Source organism: Cupriavidus nantongensis, from assembly GCF_041726985.1.
Lineage (GTDB): Bacteria > Pseudomonadota > Gammaproteobacteria > Burkholderiales > Burkholderiaceae > Cupriavidus > Cupriavidus nantongensis_A.
The window spans coordinates 606420-625045 of record NZ_CP168303.1 but is presented as its reverse complement, the minus strand read 5'-3'; the positions used below and the strand labels follow the sequence as shown (position 1 = coordinate 625045).

Here is an 18626-nt window from a genome sequence, read left to right as displayed (position 1 = left end):
GCGCGGCGCCGCGCCGCATGCTGCGGATCCCGCGCGCGGGGCAAGGCCGTGAGCGGCTCGACGCATGCGCTCATAGGAACACCACCCGGAAGGCCAGCGCGCCGCGCAGCCGCCAGTACAGCGACAGCGGCGGTATCAGCATCGAGGTAAACGCCATCTCGGCCACATGCGCCGGCGTCAGCGCCGCGCCGCGCAGGCGCCGCGCGCAGAATGCCGCGGTAAATCCGAGCCACAGCAGGCCCGCCGCCGCAGCCACAACCGGCGCGCCAGCCAGCCACGCGATCGGCGCGACCAGCAGCGCCAGCACCGTCAGGTAGTAATGCCAGGGCGGCACGCGGCGGATGCGCTGCCGGTACAGGCGCGGATGCTTCTTGTACAGCAGCGCATCGAAATACACCTTGGCCTGCGCCGCGACGCTGCTGCCCCAGGCAGCGGGCCGCACCGGATGCGCCACCACCGCCGCCGGCGCACGCCCCACCGGGCAGACCTGCTCGATCAGGCGGAACTGCAGGTCCGAATCCTCGCGCCAGGCGCGCGTGAAGCGTTCGTCGAAGCCGCCGATGCGCAGCAGCGCGTCGCGCCGGACGAAGCAATTGGCGGTGACGAACTCGGCGTGCGCAAGGCCGCCGGTATCGCGCTCGTGGTCGGTGGGCCGCGCCGGCAGCGGCACGCGCACGGTGCCCGCGACCGCGCAGCACTCGGGCTGCTCCGCCAGCGCGGAGCAGCCCGCTTCGAGCCAACCGGGATCCGGCACGGTGTCGTCGTCGGTAAACGCAATCACGGACGCGCGCGCGCGGCGCCAGCCCGCATTGCGCGCGCCCGACGGCCCCTGCGTGCCCGGCACCGGTACATAGCGCAGCGCATGGTACGGATGCTGCGCGGCCATCAGCGCCACCAGCCGTTCGATGCGGGCCTCGCAGCCATCGTCGGCGACGATGATCTCGTACGCGTGCGCGGCCAGGCGCTGCGCGCACAGCGCCTGCAGGCAGCGCGCCAGCAGTGCCGGCCGGCGCCAGGTGGGCACGACCACCGAAACCCTTGGTTCAGGCTTGTCCATGCGCGCCTCCCGTCTGTCCCTGGGCGCCTCCGGCGCCGGGTTTCTCCAGCAGGAACGGGCCGATCACCAGCGCGTCCAGCGGCGAGGTCCAGAAGCACTCCACCGCATCGCGCGGCGTGCACACGATGGGCTCGCCACGCGTGTTGAACGAGGTGTTGACCAGGATCGGCACGCCGGTGCGGCGCTCGAATGCGGCCAGCAAATCGTAGTAGGCCGGGTTCTGATCGCGGCGCACGGTCTGCACGCGCGCGGTGCCGTCGACGTGGCAGACCGCGGGAATGCGCGCCGCCTGCTCGGGACGCACGTCGTAGATGAACAGCATGAACGGCGCTTCGCCGCTGCCGGGCTTGGCCGCGCTGAACCAGTCCTGCGCACGCTCCTGCATCACCACCGGCGCCACCGGGCGGAAGTCTTCGCGGTCCTTGATCTGGTTCAGCCGCTGCTGCATGCCGGGATCGATCGGCGAGGCCAGGATCGAGCGCGCGCCCAGCGCGCGCGGGCCGAACTCCATGCGGCCCTGGAACCAGCCGATGATCTTGTTCTGCGCCAGCAGCTCGGCGGTCTGCCCGGCCAGGTCGTCGAGCCTGCGGTAAGGCAGCTTGGCCCAATCGAGGAAGGCCGCGATCTCGTCCTCGCCATACGCCGGCCCCAGGTAGGCGTGTGCCATCGACCATTGCCGCGCCGGACGTCCGCGTTGCAGGAAGTCAATCCACAGCGCCGCGCCCAGCGCGGTGCCGGCATCGCCGGCGGCCGGCTGCACCCAGACCTCGTCGAACGGGCTCTGGTCGCGCACGCGCGCGTTCATCACGCAGTTCAGCGCCACCCCGCCGGCCATGGCCAGCTGCCGTTCGCCGGTGGCCTCGGCCAGCCAGGTAGTCATGCCGACCACGGTTTCCTCCAGCACCTCCTGCAGCGAGCGCGCGATATCGAAATGCGCGGCGCCGAAGGCCTCGCCGCGCTGGCGCGGCGGCCCCAGCAAGGCTTCCAGGTCGGGCTGCGCCACCCGGTAGCCGCCTTCGGCATCGCGCCGGACCATGTCGCGGAACACGCCAAGGTGCGCAGGCTTGCCGTAGGAGGCCAGCGCCATCACCTTGTACTCGTCCGACGAATGCAGGAAGCCAAGGTGGCGCGTGACGCGCTCGTACAGCAGGCCGAGCGAGTCCGGCAGGTCGATCTGCTTGATGCGCCGGTACTCCTTGCCGTCGAACACGCCGTAGCTGGTGGTGGCGCGCTCGCCGCGGCCGTCCATGGTCAGCACCGCGCAGCGCGCGAACGGCGCCGCCAGGAAGGCGCTGGCTTCATGCCCCATGTGGTGCTCGACGAAATGCCAGCGGAACGGCCCGTCGTGGCGCACGCCGCGAAAGCGCGCGGCCAGGTGGTGCGGCGCACCGCTGGCCAGTTGCCGCGGCGCGTTGACCACGTACGACAGGAACAGCGGATCCCACGGCGACTCATGCCCATTGGCGGCGCCGTGCGCCGACGGCTCCAGCGGCAGCGTCACGGTGGCGTCATGCCGGCGCGCGCCCAGCATCAGCGCGGGGTCGAACGCGTAGGCAACATGATCGACGTCGCGCAGCGCGATGCCGGCCTCGCCCAGGCAATAGTCAATGGCGTGGAACGGCAGCTCCCACGCCGTGAACGGCACCGGGCGCTTGCCGTGCTTGATATGGGTGAAGCGTTCGTCCTCCGCCGCGGCGATGACTTCGCCATCGCGCACCAGGCAGGCGGCGGAGTCATGGTAGGCAGCGTTAATGCCAAGGGTGTACATGGTCGGCCTCGTCATGGGGTAGGTGGCGGGTTGCACTGTCGTCCGGCATGGGCGGCAAGGCGTCGAACTCGGCGGGCGCCGGTGCAGCCACAGCGACTGCGCCGGGCCACGGCAGTTCGACCGCGGGCATGCTGTCGGGATTGCCGCCCAGCAGCGCCAGCGCGGCCTGCACCGCGTGCGCGGCCGGCACGTCTTCCAGGCAGCGATGATGTCCTTGCGGGCACATGCTCTTGTAGCAATAGCGGCACGGCACATCGGCAAACAGCGTACGGTGCGGCACCTGCCAGGGCGTGTGCTGCGGGTTGGTCAGCGCGTACAGGTCGACCACCGGCGTGCCCAACGCGGCGGCCAGGTGGACCGGCCCGGTGTTGTTCGACACCAGCAGGTCGGCGGCTTCCAGCAAAGCGCCCATTTCGCCCAGGCGCAAGGCGCCGGCGAGCGGCACCACGCGCGCGTGGCCGGCGGCGGCGCAGACCGCGCGCACGATGTCGTGCTCGGCGGCATCGCCGGTCACCAGCACGTGCGCGCCGGCCTTCACCGCCAGCGCGTGCGCCACCTGGGCAAAGCGCGCCGGCGGCCAGCGCCGCGACGGCGCGCTGGCACCGGGATGCACCACCACCACCGGCCCGCTGCGGCCGCCGCGGATCGCGGCCAGGCGCCCGGCGAGCGCGGTGCGGTCCGCCGCCAGCACGCGAAAGCGCAGGCGCGTATCGCATGCGACGGCTCCGACCTGCGCCACCAAGTCGAGCTGGCGCTGCGCCTCGTGGCGCGGACGCTGGCCCGGCTGCGTGCCCGGCTCGGTGTCGGGGACCCAGTCGCTCAGCAACGTGTAGGGGTTCTCGCGGCAGCAGGCCAGCCGCAGCGGAATGCCCGCGAGCGCGCACAACACCGCGGCGGGCAAGGGGCTCTGGCTGTAGACGGTAAAGATCACGGCCGCGTCGAAGCGGAAGCGCGCCAGCCAGCGTGCGCACGCGGCAATTTCCGGCCCGGGCGCCGGTGCCGCCTGGGCCCCGGCGTGCCTGGCCCACGGCGCGTCCCAGGTCAGCACGCGGCTGACCATCGGCAGATGCGGCGCCAGCGCCGCGGCGCTGTGCGAGGTCAGCAACGTCAGCCGGCGGCCCGGCAGCGCATCCGCCAGGGCTTGCATCGCCGGCGTGCTCATCAGCACGTCGCCCATATTGTCGAGGCGCACGCACAGCACGCTGCGCGCGGAGTGCCAGTTCATGGCGCCTCCGCATGGCATGGTGACGCGGCTGTCGATGCGGCAGCGCCGACCAAGTCAGCGGCCCGCGTGCGCGCCACCACCAGGCGCGCGGCGTCCTCTAGCGTGGGCACCACGTAATCGGCCTGACGCGCGGGCGAAAGCTGCCATTCGGTCTCGTTGCCGCAGTCGACCAGCACGGTGGTGCAGCCTGCGCGGTTTCCGGCTTCGACGTCATTGAGGATATCGCCGATCATCCAGGACCGCGCCAGGTCGAGCCGCCATGCCGCGGCCGCCTGCAGCAGCAGCCCGGGCATGGGCTTGCGGCACAGGCACGCGCGCGCGTAGGGCGCCACCTGCCCTTCTGGATGATGCGGGCAATACAGGAAGCCACTCAGCGCCGCGCCATGCTCGGCAAACATGGCGGCCAGCCGTTCGCGTACCGGCACCAGTTCGGCCTCGGTATGCAGGCCATGGGCCACCCCGGGCTGGTTCGTCACCACCACCAGCGGCAGGCCCAGGCCGCCCAGCAGCCGCAGCGCGGCGGCGGCGCCTGGCGCAAGCCGCATGTGCGCCGGATCGACGTTGTAGGGGACGTCGTGCAACACGGTGCCGTCCTTGTCCAGCAGCACGGCCGCCCGTAGCGCGGGGGCAAGGCTCATGGCCACGAGGTCTCCTTCATGGGCAGCACCATCACCTCGGGGATCACGGTTTCTTCCGGCTGCGTCAGCACGAAGCGCACCGCGTTGGCGACATTGGCCGGGTCCTGCAGGTTGTCCTGGTCGATGTCGGGAAAGCGGTCGAGCAGGAACGGCGTGCGCATGCCGCCCGCGACGATCGCCGACACCTTGATCCCGTGCGGCCGCAGTTCCGCATGCAGCGCGTGCGAGAAGCCGAGCAGGCCCCACTTGGTGGCGTGGTACGCCGAGGCATTGGGCCAGGCGCGCTTGGACGCGGTCGAGGCGATGTTGACGATATGCCCCCCGCCCTGCGCCTTCAGCACCGGCACGGCGGCATGCGCCATCAGGTAGGGGCCGTACAGGTTGACCATCAGTACCTTGCGCCAGGTCTCGGCATCGACCTCGTCCACCGGCAGCGTGATGTCGATGGCGGCGTTGTTGACGATGCCGTCGAGGCGCGTGCCGCGCGCGCGCACGGCTTCGAAGGCGGCGCGCACGGAAGCGGGGTCGGAGACATCGAGGTGCAGCGGCCACGCCTGCGCGCCGGCATCGGCCAGCCCCCCGGCGCTGTCGTGCGCGAGCTTGTCGTCGATATCGGCCACGATCACGGCGGCGCCGGCGGCGCTCAGCGTGCGGCAGATCGCGGCGCCCAGACCCCGGCCAGCGCCGCTGACGAGATAGGTGCGGTCCTGCAGCGGCATGGCGGCCTCGATGTGCGCCGCGGGTCGTGACGAAGGCGAAGTTGGCATGGTGGTTCCCTGGCGATCGGTGTGTGGATGGACTGTGATTCGGACGACGAATCGGACAACGAAGCGGACATCGGTGCTGGCACCCTGTCGGCTGCGGCATGCCGCGATCAGGACAGCATGGCCGGGTGCGCAGGCTTGCTGCCGGTGCGAAATGTGTGCCAACAGTCAGGCAAAAGCGCGGCTGCAGGTATCAGCCGGCGGGCTGCGCGCGCATGCAGGACCCTTGCGCCACGGCCCGCAGCAGCATCGCCACGCAGCCGGCAAAGGCCTCGTCGTACCATGCGTTGGCGCCGCTGACGGCAACCACGATGCCGTCCACCACGGCGGCGCCGCCGAGCAGGGTGTCGTCGCTGCGCAGCCGGTGCGGGCTACAGTGGACCACCTGCGCGCTGGCCATGCCGGTGCGCCAGCTCAGGCTGGCCTTGGCGCGCGCATAGCGGCTGTAGTCGGCATCCCAGGCCTCGCGCGACGGCAGCGAATGCTCATAGAGAATCGCTTCCTCGAAGGCGCAATCGCCGGGCTGCAGCGTCGGATCCATCACGACCACATGCATGCAGCCGCTTTCGCCGACGGCCTTGTCGCGCAGCGAGGCCTGCAGCATCGGCAGGGCCAGTTCGACCGCGCGCCGCGCCGCGGCGGGATCGCTGAAGCGGCTGGCGCCGGCATGGGAGGCGCGGGGCGGCTGGCCCGCATCGGGGGTCATGGGCATGGGCAACTCCATCGATGGTTGAACGGCAGGCCGCCACCGAAACGTGTGCAGCGCGTGCAGCAAGACCTGCATGAGCGCCATCGACACAGCAAACATCGGGCCGGTTGCAACGCTGCGCAATGCCGGCCGGCAAATGAAAGATCGGTAAGCGCAAATTACAAAGGGGCGGCGTAAGAATGACCAAACCGCGTCTCGGGGAAGCCGGTGCGGCTTCTTCGCAATGCGCTTCGCCATGTCGTGGAGAACCGCTATAACGCTTCTGCGTCGGTTCCCGCGACACGAGTTTTTTCTCTCTGAATTGCAGCGACTGCGGATGGCACGCTAGCTGCGAGGGCCACCTCCCATCCCGCCCGCGTTCGCGGGCACGGCGGCAAACCACCGGAGCCCACCATGCGCAAGATCGCGCTGATCAGCGAACATGCCTCGCCACTCGCCAGTGTCGGCAGCACCGACTGCGGCGGCCAGAACATCTATGTGGCGCATCTTGCAAGGCAGCTTGGCAGCCGCGGCTACCAGGTGGATGTGTTCACGCGGCGCGACAAGGCGCTGTTGCCCGAGGTGGTGGCGTTCGCGCCCAACGTGCGCGTGATCCACGTCACCGCGGGACCGCCGGTGCAGATACCGAAGGAGCAGCTGCTGCCCTATATGGAGGACTTCGGCGCGTTCCTGGCCGACTTCGTGCGCCGCGATGCCACCGGCTACGACGTGCTCCACGCCAACTTCTTCATGTCCGGGCTGGCCGCGCTGCGCGCGCGCCACACCCTCGGCATCCCGCTGGTGATGACCTTCCATGCGCTGGGCAAGGTGCGGCGGTTGCACCAGGGCAGCACCGACGGCTTCCCCGACGATCGCTTCGGCATCGAGGACGCGCTGGTGCGCGAGGCCGACTGCGTGGTGGCGGAGTGTCCGCAGGACCTGGACGACCTCGTCAACCTCTACGGTGCCGATCCCGCGCGCGTGCAGACCGTCCCGTGCGGCTTCGACGCGGCCGAGTTCGCGCCGGTGCCGCGCGACGCGGCGCGGCGCGCATTGGGCTGGCCGTCGCATGGCTTCCGCGTGCTGCAGCTGGGCCGGCTGGTGCCGCGCAAGGGCATTGACAACGTGATCCGTGCGCTCGGCTGCCTGCGCCGCGACACTGGTCTCGACGCCACCCTGTACGTGGTCGGCGGCAACGCCGAGCAACCGAGCGTGCAGGCCACGCCGGAAATCGGCCGGCTGCAGGAAGTGGCCAACGCCGAGGGCGTGGCCGAGCGCGTGGTGTTTACGGGCCGGCGCGGGCGCGACACTCTGCGCCTGTTCTACAGCGCCGCCGATGTCTTCGTGACCACGCCGTGGTACGAGCCGTTCGGCATCACGCCAGTGGAGGCGATGGCGTGCGGCGCGCCGGTGATCGGCGCCGACGTCGGCGGCATCCGCTCCACCGTGGTGGACGGGCACACCGGCTTCCTGGTGCCGCCCAAGGCGCCGGCGGCGCTGGCGGCGCGGCTGGCGCAGCTGGCCGCCAACCCTGCGTTGGCGCGCCAGCTGGGCGAAGCGGGCCGGCGCCGCGCGCAGGCGCATTTCACCTGGGCCGGCGTGGCCCGGCAGATGGAGGCGGTCTATGAGCGCGTCTGCGCCGGGACTCCGGCGCTGCAGGCCGGAGCCCGCCGCGCCGCGGCCTGACGCCGGCACGGCGGCAGGCCGCGGCAGCAAGCGGCCACGAGCAAGCAATGCAAGGAGAGCGGAAATGAAGGAAAGCGATCGCAAGCGCATCCTGGTCACCGGCGGCGCGGGATTCCTCGGCTCGCACCTGTGCGAGCGGCTGGTACGCGCCGGACAGGACGTGCTGTGCGTGGACAACTTCTACACCGGCACCAAGGAGAACATCGCGCACCTGCTGGGCCGGACCAATTTCGAGCTGCTGCGGCACGACGTCACCTTCCCGCTGTATGTGGAAGTCGACGAGATCTACAACCTCGCGTGCCCGGCCTCGCCGGTGCATTACCAGCACGACCCGGTGCAGACCACCAAGACCAGCGTCAACGGCGCCATCAACATGCTGGGACTGGCCAAGCGGCTCAGGGCGCGCATCCTGCAGGCCTCCACCAGCGAAGTCTATGGCGACCCAGAGCATCATCCGCAGCAGGAAGGGTACTGGGGCCACGTCAATCCGGTCGGCATCCGCTCCTGCTACGACGAAGGCAAGCGCTGCGCCGAGACCCTGTTCATGGACTACCACCGCCAGCATGGGCTGGACGTGCGCATCGCGCGCATCTTCAACACCTACGGACCGCGCATGCACCCGGCCGACGGCCGCGTGGTCTCGAACTTCATCACCCAGGCGCTGGCCGGGCAGCCGCTGACGGTTTACGGCGACGGCGCGCAGACGCGTGCCTTCTGCTATGTCGACGACATGGTCGACGCGCTGATCCGGCTGATGGAAGTGCCCGCCAGCGGCATGCCGGTCAACCTGGGCAACCCGCGCGAAACCACCATGCTCGAGATCGCGCAGGCGGTGCTGCGCGCCACCGGCTCGCCGTCGCGCATCGAGATGCGCCCGCTGCCGGCCGACGACCCGCACCAGCGCTGCCCCGACATCACGCTGGCGCGCCAGCTGCTGGGCTGGGAGCCCCACACCGCGCTCGAAGACGGCCTGCGCCGTACCGTCGATTACTTTGCCGCGCGGCTGGCCGCGCAGGCGCATGCCGAAGGCGCGCCCGGCAACGTGGTGCCGGTGTCGGCCACCGCGCGCGAAGCGCGTGCCGCGCTCAGTTGACGGCGTGCCGGAGCGCGCGAGGGGGCGGCATGGGCACGGCGATGGTGGTCGATCTCGCCGCCGCGGTAACCGTGATCTCGCCGCACCTGGACGATGCCGTGTTCAGCTGCGGCGGGCTGATCGCGGCCGCGCGCGCGGCGCGCGTGGTGACCGTGTTCGCGGGCGTGCCGCCGGCCGACATGGCGGCCCCCGACTGGGACCAGGCGGCCGGCTTCGCCAGCGCCGAGCAGGCGGTGCTGTCACGCCGCCGCGAGGACAACCACGCACTGACCATGCTGGGCGCGCACGCGGTGTGGCTGGACTTCTGGGACAGCCAGTATGGGCGCCGCTACACCGCGCAACAGCTTGCCGATGCGCTGCACACCGTGCTGCTGACGCAGACCGAGGGCGTGGTGGTGGCACCGCTGGGGCTGTTCCATTCCGACCATGCGCTGGTGCATGACGCCTGCCGGCTGCTGATGCTGGCCGCGCACGCGCACGGCCCCGCCTGGAGCGCACCGCATGCAGTCGCCCCCACAGCCGCACCGCCGCCCGTGCAGTGGCTCTACTACGAAGATGCGATCTACCGCCGCATGCCCGGCCTGCTGCAGCAACGCCTGGTGCAATGCCGGGACAGCGGCCTGCGTGCCACGCCCGTCAACCTGCCGGTGACGCAGTACCTGACGCAGAAGAGCTACGCATTGAACGCTTACCAGAGCCAGCTGCAGCTGTTCAGCGAAGACCGGCTGTGCGACCTGTGCGCGCCCGAGCGCTACTGGATGCTGCAGCCGGCCGGCGCCGGGCCTGACTGAGCCCTGAGTCCTCCTGCCAATACCCATGCCGATACCAGCTACCGCCTCCGCGTCCCGCACTTCTCCGCGCCCCCATCCTTGCGACATCAGCGTGGTGGTGCTGACGCACAACCGGCGCGATTCGGTGCGCACCGCGCTGGCGCGCCTGAGCGCTCTGCCGGAACGCCCGCCCATCGCCGTGGTCGACAACGCCTCGGACGACGGCACCGCCGCCATGGTGCGCAGCGAATTCCCGCACGCCGCGCTGCTGCGCAGCGCGCGCAACCTCGGCGCGGCTGGCCGCAACCTGGGCGCGGACTGGGCCCGCACCCGCTATGTCGCCTTCTGCGATGACGATTGCTGGTGGGCACCGGGATCGCTGTCGGCGGCCTGCGCCATGTTCGAGCGCCATCCGCGCGTGGCCGCGCTGACGGCGCGCATCCTGGTGGGCGAGCACCGCGGCGAAGACCCGACCTGCGCGCGCATGGCGGCCAGCCCGCTGCCCTCGGCGATGCTGCCGGGCCGCGCGATCCTGGGCCTGATGGCGGGCGCCACCGCGTTCCGCACCGATGCCTTCCGCCAGGCCGGCGGCTACCATCCGCGCTTCTTCCTCGGCGGCGAGGAAACGCTGCTGGCGCTGGACCTGGCCGCGCATGGCTGGCAGCTGGTGTACGCGCCGCAACTGGTGGTGCACCACCATCCCAGCCCGCTGCGCAACCCCGCGCAGCGCCGCTCGCTGCTGGCGCGCAATGCGATCTGGTCCGCCTGGCTGCGGCTGCCCTGGCATGTGGCGCTGGGCGAGACCGCGGCGGCATTGCCACAGCTGTGGCGCTGCCAGGGATGGCGCGGCCTGGCGGAGGTGCTGGGCGGCATGCCATGGGTATGGCAGGAGCGGCGCGTGATCCCGGCAGAAGTGCTGAAGCTGCGCCGCCGGCTGCGCGAGCCGAGCGCCTGAGACACGAGCGCGCGCCTGCGGCGCGGGCCGCCGCGGTTGCGCTACGCTTCCTGCGCGTCCTGCGCGGAGCGCACCGCCAGCGATCGGATCGCCGCCACCAGCTCGCCCACCCGCACCGGCTTGGACAGGTGCAGCTGGAACCCTGCCATCAGCGCGCGCATACGGTCCTGCGGCTCGGCGTGGCCGGACAGCGCGATCGCGGTCATGCGCTTGCCCAGCGGCACCTGCATCTGCGCCTCGAGCCGCCGCACCCGGCGCAGCACGGTGTAGCCGTCCTCGTCTTCCAGCGCGAGGTCGCACAGCAGCACCTGCGGCCACTGGCCGGGGTGCGTGCCGGCCAGCAGCGCGATCACGTCGTCGCCGCGCTGCTGCGCGATGGCATGGGCGCCATAGTCTTCCAGCGAGGCGCTCAGCACCTCGCGCGTGGGCTCGTCGTCATCCAGCAGCAGCACGCGCAGGCCCTTGAGCGCCTGCGCATCCGGTGCCTCGGGCGCCTCGGGCGCGGGCCCGGCGCCTGGCGCGGCACCCGGAGCGGCGACCGGCGCGCGGCGCGGCTCGGGCTCCTGCACGGCGCGCATCGGCATCAGCAGCTGGTACGCGTGCGCGGGCCCGTCGGCGGTCAGCGTGACGCCATGCTCGGCCAGCCATTCGTGCAGGCCCTGCACGTCCGGCAACGGCAGATCGCCCGGCGTGGCGGACAGCCGCAGGCCGGCCTGGCCGTCCAGCCGCTCGAGCCGCAGTTCCAGCCGCCCGCCCGGCTCGATGGTGGCGATCATGTGCTGGCACAGCTCCCAGATCGCCTTCTGCAGCACGCCCGGATCGCCGGTGACGCGCAGCTCCGACTCGCTCTGCACCGTGAACAGGTTGACATGGCGCTCGGCGATCAACTCGCGCAGCCCGTCGACCACGCTGGCCAGCAGGATCTCCAGCCGCACCGGCTGCAGGGCCAGGCGCCGTTCGGCCCGCTCCAGCTCGCGCTGCTGTTGCTGCAACTGCCACATCTGGGTGTAGATGCCGCCGCGCTCCAGCAACGTGGCGTGGTTGCCGTCTTCGACGATGCGACCGTGCTCCATCACCAGGATGCGGTCGGCATCGACGATGGTCGAGAGCCGGTGCGCGATGATCAGCGCGGTGCGCCCGCGCGCGACTGCGGACAACTCCTGCTGGATCGCGCGCTCCGAGCGCGTGTCAAGCGCCGAGGTGGCCTCGTCGAACACCACGATGGGCGGGCGCTTCAGCATCGCGCGCGCAATTGCGACGCGCTGGCGCTCGCCGCCCGACAGGCGCACGCCACGCTCGCCCACCTGGGTTTCGTAGCCGTCGGGCAGGCGATCGATAAAGGCGTCGAGTTGCGCCGCGCGCGCCGCGGCGACGATGTCGGCACGGGTGGCGCCTTCGCGGCCATAGCCGATGTTGTAGGCGATGGTGTCGTTGAACAGGATGGTGTCCTGCGGCACGATGCCGATCAGTTCGCGCAGGCTGCGCTGCGTCACCAGGCGCAGGTCCTGGCCGTCGATGCTGATGCTGCCGCTGTCGGGCTGGTACAGCCGGAACAGCAGCCGCGCCAGCGTCGACTTGCCCGAGCCGCTGCCGCCGACCACCGCCACGGTCTGGCCGGCACCGGCGCGGAAGCTGACGTCCCACAGGGTCTGGTGGCTGGGGTCATAGCTGAAGTTGACGCGGTCGAACACGATCTCGCCACGGCTCACGCGCAGCGGGCGCGCGGCCGGCGCATCGCTGTCCTCGCCGGGCTTCCCATGCGCGTCGAGCAGCGCGAACAGCCGCTCGACGTTGGTCATGGCGTCGTTCGACTCGCGGAAGATAAAGCCCAGCGTGTTGAGCGGCAGCACCACCTGGATGATGTAGGCATTGATCAGCACCAGGTCGCCCACCGACAGCGAGCCCTGGATCACCCGCTGCGTGGCCAGCAGCATCACCGCGCCGACCCCCACCGCGATGCACACGCTCTGCCCGATATGCAGGGCCGACAGCGCATACTGGTTTTCCACGCTGATGCCGATCCAGCGCTGCAGCATCTCGGACAAGCGCCGGGTCTCGAACGACTCGCGCGCGAAAAACTTGACGGTGTCGTAGTTGAGCAGGCTGTCGACCACCTTGCTGTTGGTGGTGGCCTCGACCGCATTGACCTGGCGCTGCACGCGCATGCGCCGCTGCGTGAAGACATAGGTAAAGCCCGCGTACAGCACGAACACGCCGAGGATGATGGTGGCGAAGGCCGCGCCATAGGCACCGATCATGATCGCCAGCACCGATACGATCTCCATCAACGTCGGCACGATGGTGAAGACCGCCACGCCCAGCAGGAAGCCGATCGCCGCGGTGCCCTTCTCCAGGTCGCGGATCACGCTGCCGGTGGCGCGCTGCGCGTGGAAGCGCGCGCCCAGCGCATGCAGGTGCGCAAAGGCGCGTTCCATGAAGCCCGCCACCGTGCTCTGCGTCACGTAGGCAAAGACCACGTCGCGCAGCTCGCTGAAGGCGTTGCCGAGCAGCCGCAGGATGGCATAGGCCAGCACCAGGAACACCGGCATCGCCACCAGCCCCAGGCGCGCGGCATCGGTGCCGGCCGCGGCTGGCGTGACCTCGTCGACCACCAGCTTGAGCATCAGCGGCACCGCCACGGCACAGGCCTTGGCCAGCAGCAGCAGCGACACCGCGACCAGCACGCGGGCGCGGAAGCGCCAGATCGCGCGGAACAGTTCGGCGGCGATGCGGCGGCGGGAGGCGGGACGGATAGTCTGGGGCATGCGCGCGGTTCAGGCGTCAGTCGTTCGGTGCGGCAAGGCAAGGCGCGCGGTGGCGTGGCCGGCGCGCGGCCATGGGAGAAAGCAAGGGGAGAAGGCAAGTTCCATACCGATCGCACCGCGGCGCCATGGCGCGAAACCTGCAGCGGATCGGTAGCAGCGCGTGCGCTGCGCCACCGTCATCCGCCATGCCCGAGCGCAACAAGCCGCCTGTCAGCCGCGGCGAACTGAACGAATGCCGGCGCTGCCCGTTGTGGCGCAACGCCACCCAGGGCGTGCCCGGCGCCGGCGCGGCGCATGCACGCATCATGCTGGTGGGCGAACAGCCCGGTTCGCAGGAAGACCTGCAAGGCTCGCCCTTTGTCGGGCCGGCCGGGCATTTGCTCGATGAAGCGCTGCAGGCCGCGGGCCTGGACCGCGACAAGCTCTTCATGACCAACGCGGTCAAGCATTTCAAGTTCGAATGGCGCGGCAAGCGCCGGCTGCATAAATCGCCGGCGCAGCAGGAGATCGAGGCCTGCAACCTGTGGCTGGAGCGGGAGCTGGAGACAGTGCACCCGACGGTGGTGGTCGCGCTCGGCGCCACCGCGGCGCGCGCGGTGCTGGGCCGCAAGAGCGTGACGCTGGCAGGCATGATGGAGACACCGGTCGAGCACGAGGGGCGGCTGGTGATCGCCACCTACCACCCCTCGTTTGCCCTGCGCCAGCGCAGCGACGAGGCGCGTGCCGCGGCCTTCGACCGCATCGTGCGCAGCCTGCAGGCTGCCGCGCGGCTGGCGCGCGGCGCGAAGCCCTGACCGCGTCAGGACCGGTTTACGGTTGGCGGCGCATCGGGATCGCGGCTGCCGGGATCGTGCAGGTCACGCGAGCCGACCCCCGGCGGCATCTCGCCCTTGCCGGCCAGGTCCGGCTTGCGCGCCGGTTGGTCGTCCTTGCGGTGTGATGCCGCATGCTCCCAGTCGGCACGGGCGCGCTCGCGCGCGCGCTGGTTGTCCGCGGCGTTTTCCTTCAGTTCACGGTCATCCAGGCCCTGGCGCCGGTCCAGCGCCGGATCGTTCGACGTATCGTGCTTGCTGTGCTTCATGACGCCTCCGCTGAAGTGGGCCGCAATCGCGGGCCAACGCTGAAGTGCGCGCAACTTCCGTTCCCGCGGCACTGGCGCCGCCGCGGCACTGGCGCCGCCGCGGCCCGCGCCTGCTGACGCCGCATCGCCCGTCGCCGCCGCGTCCTTGTAACAACCACCGGCGCTTGTAGAAAGTGCGTTGCGCCGGTGCCCCGTCCGGCCCCGTGCGGCCCCGTGCGGCAGCACGCGAGATGGCCCGGCAAATGCTTTTGCCGTACCAGCATGGCAGCGTTTGACAGGAGACCCAGATGCAATCCACCATCCCCCTCGCCGCGGCCGTCGCGCTGCTGTGCGCGCTCGCCGGCGGCACCCTGGCGCAGCAGCCCGAAACCGGCGTGCGCACCGACAAGGGCCCCAAGGGCAGCCAGACCATACCGCCGCCAGGCGCCAGCGTGGCGCCGGGCAGCACGCCGGGTGCCACGCCCACCAACCCTGGCGGGCTGGCCAGGGATCTCGGCGACGTGCCCAAGGAGCCGCACACCGCGGGCGGCCTGCCCGGCCGCGACAAGCCCAAGCCGGCCTCGGAAAGCGCCGGCAAGGCCGACCGCGACGGCCTGCACGGCAAGCCGCGCAAGGGCACCGGCGGGGCCTCGATCGACCAGACCCGCGTGCCGGACGCCAAGGGGCGCTGATTTTCTTCAGGGCATCAGCACGAAGCGCTGGCGTGCGCCCCGGGCCTGCGCCGCCCACACGCGCCCGATCGCTTCCAGCGGCTCGGCGACGATATCGATCTCCATGCGCCCGGCGGCGGTATGCCGGCACAGTTCGGCGTAGGCCTGCGCCTGCGCCGCGATGGGCGCGTGGTAGTACGCGAAGCCCATGATGTCGAAGCACGCCTGGCGCGCGGCGGCGCCGGCTAAGGTGATGGTCGGCGCGACCGTGGTGCCGATATGGACCAGCCGGCCGCCGTGGCCGAGCGCCAGCAGCGCGGCTTCGGCGGGCGCCCCGCACAGGTAGTCCAGCACGATATCGACGCTGCCGTCGGCCGCATTGCGGTAGGCGTCGAGCAGGTCGCCGGGCTGGTCGAGCGGCACTACCGCATCGGCGCCCAGCCGGCGCGCACGTTCCAGCGCGCGCACGTCGCGCCCGGCGGCGATGACGCGGCCGGCGCCGAGCAGCTTTGCCGCGGCCACGGCGAGCAACCCGGAGATGCCGGTGGCGCCCAGCACCAGCACGGTTTCGCCCGGCTGCATGCGCGCGCGCCACGACAGCGGCAGCCATGCCGCGAGGCCGGCATTGCCGAGCGCGGCCGCGCGCCCATCGTCGATGCCGTCCGGCACCGAGAAGGTGAGCGCCGGGTCCACCAGCGCGCGCTGCGCCATCGAGCCGTACGGCGCACGCGGCGCATTGACGTTGAAGTAGACGCGCTGCCCGTCGGCGAGGCGCCCCACGCCCTCGCGCCCCACTACGAAGCGGCCCGCGCCCGGCTTGAGGTAGTGGCGGCCTTCGGCAATCGCCATGTCCAGCCGCGTCAGCGCTGACGCGGCAACCTGGACCACGACCTTGCCGGGTTCGGCGACCGGGTCGTCGAACTCCTGGTACACCGGCGCCTGGCCGGCGAGCGATACCGCTGCTTTCATCTCTGTTTCTCCTGTTGCTGGTCCCGGCCGGCTGCGGCTTGGCATTGCCGCCCGGGCAGATTACAATGCAATCGATTGCACTACAAGCGCAAAGCCTGGTGGCATCCGGGCCGATTGTAGGAACCATCGCGGCCTTGCGTCCAATCCACTTTTTGCCGGTATTCCGATAACCAGGCGGTATGGCGTGGCGCCTGCCGCACGCTTGCACCCAGCGATGAGCAAACCCACCATCAAGCAGATTGCCCAGGCCCTCGACGTGCATCCGTCGACGGTATCGCGCGTGCTCAACCCGCAGACGCGCCACCGCATCGGCGATGAACTGGTGGCGCGCGTGCTGAAGGCGGCGCAGGACCTGCACTACTCGCCCAATCGCATCGCCGCGGCGCTGCGCACGCGGCGCTCGGGCACCATCGGCGTGGTGGTGCCGGACATCGGCAGCCCGGTGTTTCCGCCGATCGTGCTCGGCATCGAGTACGCGCTGGCGCGGCACCGCTATATCCCGATCGTCGCCAATGCCGGCGGCGACAAGGCGCGCCAGATGTTTATCGTCGACCAGCTGCTGGCGCGGCAGGTCGACGGCCTGATCCTGGCCACCGCCGAGCGCAACGACCCGGTGGTGGAGCATTGCCTGTCGCAAGGCGTGCCACTGGTGATGGTCAACCGCAGCGACGATGCCGGGCGCGTGTCCAGCATCGTCGGCGACCACCGCCGGGCGATGGCGCTGGCCGTGGGCCACCTGCACGCGCTGGGCCACCGGCGCATCGCCCATGTGGCCGGCCCGTCCAATCTGTCGACTGGCCACGAACGCGAAGCGGGCTTCCTGCAGGCGGTGGCGGAACTGGGCCTGCCTGCCTCGCACTGCCCGGTGGTGCGGGCGCCGGCCTACACGGAAGCGGCCGGCCAGGCCGCGTGCGCGCAACTGCTGGCGCAACGCCGGCGCGTCACCGCGGTGGTGGCCGCCAATGACTTCCTGGCGCTGGGCTGCTATGCGGCCGTCAACGCCGCGGGCGGCAGCTGCCCGTCGGACCTGTCGGTGGTCGGACACAACGACATGCTGCTGATGCATGCGGTGTCTCCCGCGCTGACCACCATCCGCGTGCCGTTCTACGAAATGGGCACGCGTGCCGCCGCGCTGATGCTGGGTGCGCTGGATGGCAGCGCCACCACCACGGCGCGGACCCTGCTGGCGCCCGAACTGGTGGTGCGGGGCTCGACCCGGCCGCTGTAACGCTGGCGTTCGCAAGGGCGCCGTTTTTTTGACATCTCGTGCAATCGATTGCACAAATCCCCCAGCAGAGCTACACCATGGATCTCCGACAGCTTCGCTACTTCAAAGTGCTGGCCACGCTGCAGCACTTCGGCCGCGCCTCGGCAGCGCTGCATATCGCGCAGCCGGCGCTCAGCCGCCAGATCCGCCTGCTCGAGGAAGAGCTGGGCGTGCGGCTGCTGGAGCGCCACGTGCGCGGCGCCACGCCCACGCCGGAGGGCCTGGTGCTGCTGGACCGCGCCTCCTTCCTGCTGCGCTACGCCGACCAGGTCAAGGTGGACATCGCCGACCTCGCCGCGTCGCCGCGCGGGCTGGTGGCGCTGGGGCTGACGCCGGCGCTGGCGCCGCTGCTGTTTATCCCGCTGGCCGAAACGCTGCGCGAGCGCTATCCGGAGATCCGGCTGCGGCTGGTGGAGAACTTTGCACCGACGCTGCAAGATGCGCTGCTGCAAGGCACGCTCGACGTCGGCCTGCTGAGCGGGCCGGTGTCGAGCCCCGGGGTCTCGGTGGTGCCGCTGGTGGCGGAGAGCCTGTGCGCGATCGGGCCGTGGGACGACGCCTCGCTGGGCGATGGGCCGGTGGAGATCGAACAGCTGCAGGGCCTGCCGCTGATCCTGACCGGCGTGCCAAAGTCAGGCGTGCGGCTGGCGCTGGAAGCACTGGCGGCGCGCCAGGGACTGGAGCTGCAGGTCACGATGGAGGTGGAATCGATCGAGGTAGCCAGGCGACTGGTGACGCGCGGCTTCGGCTGGACCGTGCATTTTGCCGCGGCGATACGGGATGAACTGCAGGCGCAGCGGCTGCAGGCGGTGCCGATCCGGGGGCTGGAGCTGCATCGGATGATCGGCTATGCGGCCGCGCGGCCGCCGTCGCGGGCCTCGCTTGCGGTGATGGAGACGCTCAGGCGTGTGGCGACGGAGTTGGCGGTGGAGGGGGATTGGCCGAATAGTCGGGTGTTGGGGGAGATGGGGGGTGGATCTTAGTAGGCGTTGGCGTTGTTTTGGGGTGGGCGGTGTTGGTGACATGCTGTCAGCGTTTGAACCGCTTGGTTCCGCCCTCCTGGGCGGGTCACTTTTTGGCCGAGCGCCAAAAAGTAACCAAAAAGCGCGTTTACTGCCCTGCGGGCGGCATGTCTTATCGTAGTGTGCCTGGGGGCTTTCGTACGGGGCTTTACTTCCTCACATAGCGGGACTGCCTGCCGCGGTGGTGCACGACGGTGGTAGGGGCGTTGGAATGATGGTTGAACGAGC

General features: G+C 70.7%; 17 protein-coding genes. 8 read left to right on the top strand and 9 right to left on the bottom strand.

Features of this window, described 5'->3' with window-relative positions:
• Window positions 1-70: 70 nt before the first annotated feature.
• The 6 genes from ACEI37_RS13950 to ACEI37_RS13925 form a co-directional block, all read right to left on the bottom strand.
• Complete coding sequence (locus ACEI37_RS13950) at window positions 71-1057, bottom strand: glycosyltransferase family 2 protein (protein WP_373379382.1); 987 nt, start codon at window positions 1055-1057, stop codon at window positions 71-73.
• Window positions 1044-2825 carry a carbamoyltransferase gene (locus ACEI37_RS13945; RefSeq protein WP_373379381.1) on the bottom strand — a complete coding sequence of 594 codons (1782 nt, stop codon included), beginning with the start codon at window positions 2823-2825 and terminating at the stop codon, window positions 1044-1046. The genes ACEI37_RS13950 and ACEI37_RS13945 overlap by 14 nt, the downstream gene beginning before the upstream one ends.
• A complete protein-coding gene (locus ACEI37_RS13940) occupies window positions 2806-4050 on the bottom strand; it encodes a glycosyltransferase family 9 protein (RefSeq protein ID WP_373379380.1) in 1245 nt (414 codons plus the stop codon). Before ACEI37_RS13940 ends, ACEI37_RS13945 begins: the two co-directional genes overlap by 20 nt.
• Window positions 4047-4688, bottom strand: a complete 642-nt coding sequence (locus ACEI37_RS13935; RefSeq protein WP_373379379.1) for a D-glycero-alpha-D-manno-heptose-1,7-bisphosphate 7-phosphatase — start codon at window positions 4686-4688, stop codon at window positions 4047-4049. Before ACEI37_RS13935 ends, ACEI37_RS13940 begins: the two co-directional genes overlap by 4 nt.
• On the bottom strand, window positions 4685-5455 hold the full coding sequence (locus ACEI37_RS13930) for an SDR family oxidoreductase (RefSeq protein ID WP_373379378.1): 771 nt from the start codon (window positions 5453-5455) through the stop codon (window positions 4685-4687). Before ACEI37_RS13930 ends, ACEI37_RS13935 begins: the two co-directional genes overlap by 4 nt.
• A gap of 190 nt (window positions 5456-5645) precedes the next feature.
• Window positions 5646-6158 carry a hypothetical protein gene (locus ACEI37_RS13925; protein WP_373380260.1) on the bottom strand — a complete coding sequence of 171 codons (513 nt, stop codon included), beginning with the start codon at window positions 6156-6158 and terminating at the stop codon, window positions 5646-5648.
• Between the two features lie 396 nt (window positions 6159-6554).
• Between ACEI37_RS13925 and ACEI37_RS13920 the strand changes: the two genes are divergently transcribed.
• From ACEI37_RS13920 to ACEI37_RS13905, 4 genes are all read left to right on the top strand, one after another.
• Window positions 6555-7826, top strand: a complete 1272-nt coding sequence (locus ACEI37_RS13920; protein WP_373379377.1) for a glycosyltransferase family 4 protein — start codon at window positions 6555-6557, stop codon at window positions 7824-7826.
• Between the two features lie 64 nt (window positions 7827-7890).
• Window positions 7891-8919 carry a UDP-glucuronic acid decarboxylase family protein gene (locus tag ACEI37_RS13915; RefSeq protein WP_373379376.1) on the top strand — a complete coding sequence of 343 codons (1029 nt, stop codon included), beginning with the start codon at window positions 7891-7893 and terminating at the stop codon, window positions 8917-8919.
• A gap of 29 nt (window positions 8920-8948) precedes the next feature.
• Window positions 8949-9710 (top strand): PIG-L deacetylase family protein, encoded by a 762-nt coding sequence (locus ACEI37_RS13910; RefSeq protein WP_373379374.1) that lies wholly within the window; start codon window positions 8949-8951, stop codon window positions 9708-9710.
• Between the two features lie 25 nt (window positions 9711-9735).
• Window positions 9736-10644: a glycosyltransferase family 2 protein gene (locus ACEI37_RS13905; protein ID WP_373379372.1), complete on the top strand. Its 909-nt coding sequence runs from the start codon at window positions 9736-9738 to the stop codon at window positions 10642-10644.
• Between the two features lie 41 nt (window positions 10645-10685).
• Here the strand turns inward: ACEI37_RS13905 and ACEI37_RS13900 are convergent, their stop codons facing one another.
• Entirely contained in the window at window positions 10686-13409 is a 2724-nt protein-coding gene (locus tag ACEI37_RS13900) for an ABC transporter transmembrane domain-containing protein (protein ID WP_373379371.1), read from the bottom strand.
• 185 nt (window positions 13410-13594) lie between these two features.
• Between ACEI37_RS13900 and ACEI37_RS13895 the strand changes: the two genes are divergently transcribed.
• Window positions 13595-14203, top strand: a complete 609-nt coding sequence (locus ACEI37_RS13895; RefSeq protein ID WP_373379370.1) for a UdgX family uracil-DNA binding protein — start codon at window positions 13595-13597, stop codon at window positions 14201-14203.
• A gap of 5 nt (window positions 14204-14208) precedes the next feature.
• Here the strand turns inward: ACEI37_RS13895 and ACEI37_RS13890 are convergent, their stop codons facing one another.
• The gene (locus ACEI37_RS13890; protein WP_373379369.1) at window positions 14209-14490 is read right to left on the bottom strand and encodes a hypothetical protein; all 282 of its coding nucleotides are present in this window, start codon (window positions 14488-14490) and stop codon (window positions 14209-14211) included.
• A gap of 287 nt (window positions 14491-14777) precedes the next feature.
• Here ACEI37_RS13890 and ACEI37_RS13885 point away from each other — a divergent pair, with 287 nt between their 5' ends.
• Window positions 14778-15161: a hypothetical protein gene (locus ACEI37_RS13885; RefSeq protein ID WP_373379368.1), complete on the top strand. Its 384-nt coding sequence runs from the start codon at window positions 14778-14780 to the stop codon at window positions 15159-15161.
• 6 nt (window positions 15162-15167) lie between these two features.
• Here ACEI37_RS13885 and ACEI37_RS13880 read toward each other — a convergent pair whose 3' ends face one another.
• A complete protein-coding gene (locus ACEI37_RS13880; RefSeq protein ID WP_373379367.1) occupies window positions 15168-16109 on the bottom strand; it encodes a zinc-binding dehydrogenase in 942 nt (313 codons plus the stop codon).
• A 214-nt stretch (window positions 16110-16323) separates the two neighbouring features.
• Between ACEI37_RS13880 and ACEI37_RS13875 the strand changes: the two genes are divergently transcribed.
• Together ACEI37_RS13875 and ACEI37_RS13870 are read left to right on the top strand one after the other, a co-directional pair.
• Window positions 16324-17337 carry a LacI family DNA-binding transcriptional regulator gene (locus ACEI37_RS13875; protein ID WP_373379366.1) on the top strand — a complete coding sequence of 338 codons (1014 nt, stop codon included), beginning with the start codon at window positions 16324-16326 and terminating at the stop codon, window positions 17335-17337.
• Window positions 17338-17414: 77 nt separating this feature from the next.
• Window positions 17415-18359, top strand: a complete 945-nt coding sequence (locus tag ACEI37_RS13870; protein ID WP_373379365.1) for a LysR substrate-binding domain-containing protein — start codon at window positions 17415-17417, stop codon at window positions 18357-18359.
• The last annotated feature ends 267 nt before the right edge of the window (window positions 18360-18626 follow it).